The sequence below is a fragment of the Streptomyces sp. NPDC018964 genome, from assembly GCF_044390325.1.
In the GTDB taxonomy this organism is placed as follows: domain Bacteria; phylum Actinomycetota; class Actinomycetes; order Streptomycetales; family Streptomycetaceae; genus Streptomyces.
The window spans coordinates 94,225-100,224 of record NZ_JBIRYZ010000023.1 but is presented as its reverse complement, the minus strand read 5'-3'; the positions used below and the strand labels follow the sequence as shown (position 1 = coordinate 100,224).

Sequence of the window (6,000 nt, the reverse complement as noted above, 5' to 3'; positions counted from 1 at the left end):
TGGTGGGTGCGGGGGGCGGGGGGGGCGGTGGGGGGCGGGGGGGCGCGCCCCTCCCGGGGGGGGGGGGGGGCCGGGGGGGGCGGGCCGCGGGGGGGGGGGGGGGCGCCCCGGGGGGGGGGGGGCCCCCCACCGCAGCGGTCCTCGGCCGTGCACCGCCCGCGTCAGGCCGACGCGGGCGCGAGCTCCATCTCGCCGTCCACCCGGGCTCCGCGGTCCGGGGCCACGTCCAGACGCATCAGGACCGGGGGCGAGGCGACGGAGGGGAGCAGGTGCTTCAGCAGGACCGAGACCCGGTACTCGACGTCCTGCAGGCCGGTCTCGAGCTGGGAGTACAGCTGCACCCCGTTGAACGCGCCGACCACCATCTCGGCGACCTCCCGCGGCACCACGTGCGAGAGGGTCTCACCGCGCTGGTGGGCCTGGCTCACGACCTCCGTCAGCACGTCGACCCACTGCGTCCAGGCGCTTCCGTAGTACTTGCGGCCGACGGGATCGGCCGAGAGCCGGGCGCCGGCCCGCAGGAGGGGGTCGTGCACCATCCGGTGCGCCACCGTCATGGCGATGTCCACCAACTCCTGGAGCTTGATCTCCTGTTCGGGGACCCGCTGCTCCGTCTGCACCTCGAGGATGCCTTGCGCAAGCGCTTCCTTGGAGTCGAAATGGAAGTAGAGCGCGCCCTTGGTGACCCCAGCCGTCTTGAGGATGTCCGCGACGGTCGCCGCGGTGTATCCGTGCTCCGCGAAAACCGTCGCGGCCGCCTCCAGCACGGCCCGGCGGGTCCTGATCGCTCGTTCCTGCTGCGCCACTGGACCTCCCCTTCAGCCAACCGCACTCTGCTGCAGGGCACGATCGCTCATAAAAAACCGTCTAGAAGGTACCTTAGGCTTTCGTCAACCGCTGCACCAGGGTGTCCAAGTTCTCTTCGCCCTCCCGCACCGGTTCCGGGAGAGCGCCACTCGGCCGGACGACAGCGGAATCCCACTGGTCAGGTCGCCGGAAGAGGGACCGGTCGAAGCGTGCTGCGCCGTCCCCCGAGGAGGGAACGGCGCAGCAGGTAAAAAATTCCGGAGTGCTTGTTTCCATGCGGGGCCGCGGGCGCGCCCGGGGTCAGGACAGTGCGGGGACCCGCTGCGCGGCGGGTTCGGCCGGCGACCGCCACAGACGGCCCTCGGCGACCTCGGCGTCGACGGTCCGCAACAGCCGCGCGTCTATCGCGTCGAGCGTTCCGACGATGTGGCGCACCCCGGCCTCGCGCATCAACTGCCTCTGGAAACTGTGCTCGTAGGTGGTCGGGTGCCCGATGAAGGCCGCTCCCAGCCGCTGCGCGGTCTCGGCCACCCGCGCGACGTCGTCGATGAACAGCGCCTGGTCACAGCGGAGCCCGAAGACGTCCTCGGCGATCTCCCGGACGCCGGGGCGGAACGCGTCGGTGCACACGTATCCGGGCCCGTCGAAGTACCCGGCGAACGGCGCCAGGTGGCGGTCGAAGTGGGCGCGTCCGAGCCCCCCGTAGCACACCAGGGACGCCCCGGTGGCGTGCAGCCGGCTCAGCAGCTCGCCGGCGCCGTCGAGCACCCGCACCGGGTGTTCCTCGAGGTACCGCTCCCGCTCCTCGAAGTACGCCCGCACGACCTCCTCGGGCGTCCCCGGCAGGCCCAGGACGGCCGCGGCCCGGAGCTGCGACTGCGACAGCACCGCCCGCTCCAGTTCGGCGGTGTAGACGCCGCCGTGGCGCACCACGAACCGGTGGATGACCGGACTGAAGGTGTCGTTCAGCAACACTCCGTCGATGTTGACCGCGATCAGACGCACCTGTCGGAAGGACACTGGGGACCGCCTAGCGTCGAGCCGCACGGACACCGCGTGCGGAGCCTGATGATGTCGGGCGACGAGCTGCGCCGATCACCTCGGCGGCGGGTCGCCCGCGGAAAAGATTAAACCGGGCGTGCGGTTTTATCAATGGGCCCGGGCGTTCTGCGTCCGCCCCGTCCTCAGGAACCGCACCCCGAAAGCAGGCGCGCGCTCCTTCGACGAACGTGTGCATGAACTGGAAGACTGGCGCGGGCTGCCGGTGACCTGCCGGCGCCGGGGGAACAGGGGGCGATGATGAATGCGCTGAAAGGCAGAACGGCTCTCGTCACGGGGTCGGGCCGGGGCATCGGCCGGGCCATCGCCTGCCGGCTGGCCGCGGACGGCGCGCTCATCGCCGTCCATTACGGAAGCGACGAGGCCTCGGCCCGCCGGACCGTCGAACTGATCGAGGACCGCGGCGGGCGCGCCTTCGCCGTGTGCGCCCCCCTCGGCGTGCCCGGCGACGTCGAGGCGCTGTACGAGCGGTTCGACTCCGGGCTCGAGCGGCTGGGTGAACCGGCGGCCCTGGACATCCTGGTCAACAACGCCGGCTTCAACGTCCGCGGCGGTGTCGCGGACGTGACTCCCCAGGACTTCGACCGGTTGATGGCCGTGCACGCCAAAGCGCCTCTGTTCCTGGTGCAGCAGGGGCTGTCGCGGCTGCGGGAGGGGGGCCGCGTCATCAACATCAGTTCGGCGGCCACCCGGGTGGGTTTGCCCTCCTCGCTCGTGTACTCCATGGCGAAGAGCGCGGTCGAGACGCTCACGCACACCCTCGCCAAGGAACTGGGGCCCCGGCGGATCACGGTGAACTGCGTGGCTCCGGGGTTCGTGAAGACGGACCTGAACAAGCGGCGCTGGTCGACGCCCGAGGAGGAGGCCGCGCACGCCGCGCTGTCCGTGTTCGGCCGGATGGGGCACCCCGGGGACATCGCTGACATCGTGGCCTTCCTCGCCTCGGACGACTCCCGCTGGATCACGGGTCAGTGCATCGACGCGTCCGGAGGCACCGGCCTGTAGGGCGGGGCGCTCACAGCGGCAGGGTGATGCCCAGCTCCCGCATCGCCGAGGACGGCGGGCCGCCCTCCGAACGCTCCGTCTTGCAGCCCTTGCTGCCCGGGGCGAGGGTGCGCGGGTCCACGGCCTCCGCGGGCGCCCCGGTGGCGTACAGGCCCTCGGGGGCGGTGTCGCGGTCGTGCGGGAGCAGCCAGAAGACGCGCCGGCGGAAGGTGCCCGAGGAACGGGAGGGCTTGGCCTCCGGGCCGAGCAGCGCGTACCCGACCATGCGCCCGTCGCGGTGGTAGGCGGGCCTGCCGCGGCGGGTCGGCAGCCGGTCCAGGCTCTGGCGCACGTAGTCCAGCCCGGCTATGTCCTCCAGCCAGACGAGCTCCATCTCGTCGACGATCTCGTCCTCTGCGATGAGGGCGCTCATGCTGTCTCCTCGTCCGCGACCAGTCCGATACCGGGGTAGTACTTCCGCTGGTTGGACAGGATCATCTCCTTGGGCGACGCCAGTCCCACCGTCTCTCGGACGCGCGCGGCGAACGCGCGGGACGAGACGGCCGGGGCCCCCTCATTCTGACACCACGTCCGGTAGACCGCGTAGAGCCGGGTTTGCTCCGCCCGCAAAGAGGGCTCCACCCGGCAGGATTCGCTCAGGAACCGGCCCGTGTGGTCCTCCGTCTCGGCATAGACGGTCGTGGCGATGCGCACGCGTTCGGGTCCGGTGAGGTCCTTCTCCCCCGTCAGATAGCGGCGTGCGCCCGTGATGAGCCAGTTGAGGATGCCCGGCCCCTCCTCGGTGACGAGGATGTCCGCCAGGTTGTCGATCTTGTGGTCGTCGGAGACGACGCGCTCGAAGGGGATCAGGCGCATCCGGCGCCAGAACGCGAACCCTCCGGTGCCGACCTCCGGCCGGTGGTTGCCCAGCAGCCACAGCTTGTGCGTGGGCTGGAAGCTGAAGAAGTCCTGGCGCATCCGGCGCGCCTTGATGCGGTCGCCGCCGGTGAGCAGCTTGACGCGTGCCTCGTCGAAACGGTCGCCGGGCTTCACCTCGCTGCACACGATGACGCGCCGGCCGTGCAGTTCGGCCAGGTCCGTGGGGTGTCCCTCGTACGGCCTGGTCATCAGGAAGCCGGGCGGGGCGGCGTCGGCGTAGTCGCCCAGGAGCTTCATCAGGACGTCCAGCAGAACCGACTTGCCGTTCTTGCCGGAGCCGAACAGGAACGGCATGACCTGTGCGCCGACATCTCCGGTGATGGAGTAGCCGAGCAGCAGGTGCAGGAAGTCGATCATCTCCGTGCCCTCGGGACCGCCGCCGAAGGTGTCGGTGAGGAACCGGTCCCAGCGGGGGGTGGGCATCTGCTCGGGGGCCACGGTGGTGGAGCGGGAGTGGAAGTCCTTGTTCAGGTCGGGTCTGCGCACCAGGCCGGTGCGCAGGTCGACGATCCCGGCCGGCGTGCACAGCGCGTACGGGTCGGTGTCCAGCAGCGTCGCGTTGAGCACCATGCCGGGGGCGGACTTGGCCTGGGCGAGCATCGCGTTCATGCCGCTGGTGCTCAGCGCACGACGGCGGTGCTGCTGCAGCGCGGCCGTGCTGTGGACGCCCCGCGGGTCGTTGGTGGCGATGGCCTCCGCCAGGTCCCCGGCCGCCCACAGCACGGTGTCGTCCTCGTCGATCTGCCAGCGGGTGCTGTCCCACCGGAACCAGCCGAGACCGGGGACGTGCCGGTAGTCGTCGGCGTAGAGCTTGACGAACAGCTTGGCGTTGCCGCGGTCGGTCAGGGTGTCCGGCAGCAGCCCGGCGGCCGTGGCCTCACCGACCGGTTCCGGTGTGTACGGAGCCTGCTCGCGGGGCTGCAGCAGGGCCCGGCTCGGGGGCTGGGCCAGGATCTGCGCGGCGACCGACCGGGCGTCGAAGAGGACGTCGTCGTCACCGGAGGTCATGCGTGCCTCCCAGGGACAGCGGACGCGTCCGGCCCGCACTCAGACCGCCGCGGATGACGGCGCCGTAGCGCCGGCGCTGCCCGGGCCGGGCGCGCGCGGCCGCCTCCGTCAAGAGCCGCTGTGCCTCCTCCTCGTCGAGCAGGCCCGCGGCGACCAGGCCGCCTGCGGTGTAGGCCGCCCGGTTGAGCTTCTCGGTGAAGCCCGCTCCCTCGGGGACGGCGGCACAGGCGGCCACGTCGGCCAGGAGGACGGTCAGCGCGCGTCCCGCGGCGAAGCGCCCGCCTCCGGCGGCCAGGACGGCCTGCCGGGCGCGCGGCGGCACCGGGCGGGGCGCGGGCACGTGCGCGGGCGGCAGGTGCCCGGTGCGCTGGAGTTCACGGGCGAGCCAGTCCGGCAGCGGCGCGGGCTCACGCACCCGTCCCACCGGCTCGTACGCGCCCGCCTCTGTCACGGTGCCCGGGGCGACGATGTAACCGCCGTGCGCCCGGATGTCGACCTGCCAGGCGAGCGCACGGCCGCCGCCGGAACCGGCGGAGCTCTGCCACCGGTGCCCCCGATGGGCCCTGTACCACACGTGCAGACCGCCCGAGGGCGTACGCACCCTCAGGGTCGTCTCGTCCTCCGCCGGGCTCGTGACGCCCCGCAGAGCGGCCAGCACGCCGATCGTGTGGAAGCCGTTGGCGAGTCCGGTCAGGTCGACGGCCTCGGAGATCTCGATGCCCGGCAGCAGCCGGTCCCGGTCGGGCAGCCGGCGCGCGTGCGCGTCGACGTCGACGACGACCAGGCCCGCGGGACCGCAGGAGATCCCGACCCCGAAGCCGGGGTTGGCCCCCCACCACTGCTCGATCCGCGCGAAGTCCAGCGTGGCGGCCCGGAACCCGTGGCACCAGCGGCCGGCCGCCGGGCAGCGGCAGCCCCGGTAGGTGTGCCCGTGCTCCCGGCAGGCCGCGCAGTTGCCCGGGGGCGTCTTGCGTCCCCGGGCCAGTGGATGCACCGGCCAGCCTCGGCCCGCGCACCACCGGGCGGTGGCCAGCGAACGGGAAGGGCTCTGCCGGGCGTGCGCGGGCTCGGGTAAGTCGCTGCGTGAGAACCCCAGTTCATCGGCCATGCAACTCCCCCGTCAGCGACCGAAGCGACTCAAAACGAGGAACAGACTAGCGAATCGCGAGTGACGAAGGAGGAGCCTGTGTGGAGAAACGATTC

Annotated in this window: 6 protein-coding genes; 1 reads left to right on the top strand and 5 read right to left on the bottom strand. The window is 72.0% G+C overall.

Annotation, left to right across the window (positions count from 1 at the left end):
- Nucleotides 1-161: 161 nt before the first annotated feature.
- On the bottom strand, nucleotides 162-806 hold the full coding sequence (locus ACH5AO_RS29530) for a ScbR family autoregulator-binding transcription factor (protein WP_398929914.1): 645 nt from the start codon (nucleotides 804-806) through the stop codon (nucleotides 162-164).
- 301 nt (nucleotides 807-1,107) lie between these two features.
- Nucleotides 1,108-1,827: an HAD family hydrolase gene (locus ACH5AO_RS29525; RefSeq protein WP_398929912.1), complete on the bottom strand. Its 720-nt coding sequence runs from the start codon at nucleotides 1,825-1,827 to the stop codon at nucleotides 1,108-1,110.
- Nucleotides 1,828-2,106: 279 nt separating this feature from the next.
- On the opposite strand from ACH5AO_RS29525, the gene ACH5AO_RS29520 reads away from it, so the two are divergent.
- Entirely contained in the window at nucleotides 2,107-2,871 is a 765-nt protein-coding gene (locus ACH5AO_RS29520; protein WP_398929973.1) for an SDR family oxidoreductase, read from the top strand.
- A gap of 10 nt (nucleotides 2,872-2,881) precedes the next feature.
- On the opposite strand, the gene ACH5AO_RS29515 is transcribed toward ACH5AO_RS29520, so the two are convergent.
- Genes ACH5AO_RS29515 through ACH5AO_RS29505 form a run of 3 tightly spaced genes read right to left on the bottom strand, consistent with a single transcriptional unit; the run spans nucleotide 2,882 to nucleotide 5,905 of the window.
- On the bottom strand, nucleotides 2,882-3,283 hold the full coding sequence (locus ACH5AO_RS29515) for a DUF6009 family protein (RefSeq protein WP_398929910.1): 402 nt from the start codon (nucleotides 3,281-3,283) through the stop codon (nucleotides 2,882-2,884).
- Complete coding sequence (locus tag ACH5AO_RS29510; protein WP_398929908.1) at nucleotides 3,280-4,797, bottom strand: phage/plasmid primase, P4 family; 1,518 nt, start codon at nucleotides 4,795-4,797, stop codon at nucleotides 3,280-3,282. The genes ACH5AO_RS29515 and ACH5AO_RS29510 overlap by 4 nt, the downstream gene beginning before the upstream one ends.
- On the bottom strand, nucleotides 4,784-5,905 hold the full coding sequence (locus tag ACH5AO_RS29505; RefSeq protein WP_398929906.1) for a bifunctional DNA primase/polymerase: 1,122 nt from the start codon (nucleotides 5,903-5,905) through the stop codon (nucleotides 4,784-4,786). The genes ACH5AO_RS29510 and ACH5AO_RS29505 overlap by 14 nt, the downstream gene beginning before the upstream one ends.
- Between the last annotated feature and the right edge of the window lie 95 nt (nucleotides 5,906-6,000).

What these genes read in the sequence shown, in the direction of transcription:
- ACH5AO_RS29520 (WP_398929973.1), top strand. Translation starts at nt 2,107, where the DNA reads ATGAATGCGCTGAAAGGCAGAACGGCTCTCGTCACGGGGTCGGGCCGG.
- ACH5AO_RS29515 (WP_398929910.1), bottom strand. Translation starts at nt 3,283, where the DNA reads ATGAGCGCCCTCATCGCAGAGGACGAGATCGTCGACGAGATGGAGCTC.
- ACH5AO_RS29510 (WP_398929908.1), bottom strand. Translation starts at nt 4,797, where the DNA reads ATGACCTCCGGTGACGACGACGTCCTCTTCGACGCCCGGTCGGTCGCC.
- ACH5AO_RS29505 (WP_398929906.1), bottom strand. Translation starts at nt 5,905, where the DNA reads ATGGCCGATGAACTGGGGTTCTCACGCAGCGACTTACCCGAGCCCGCG.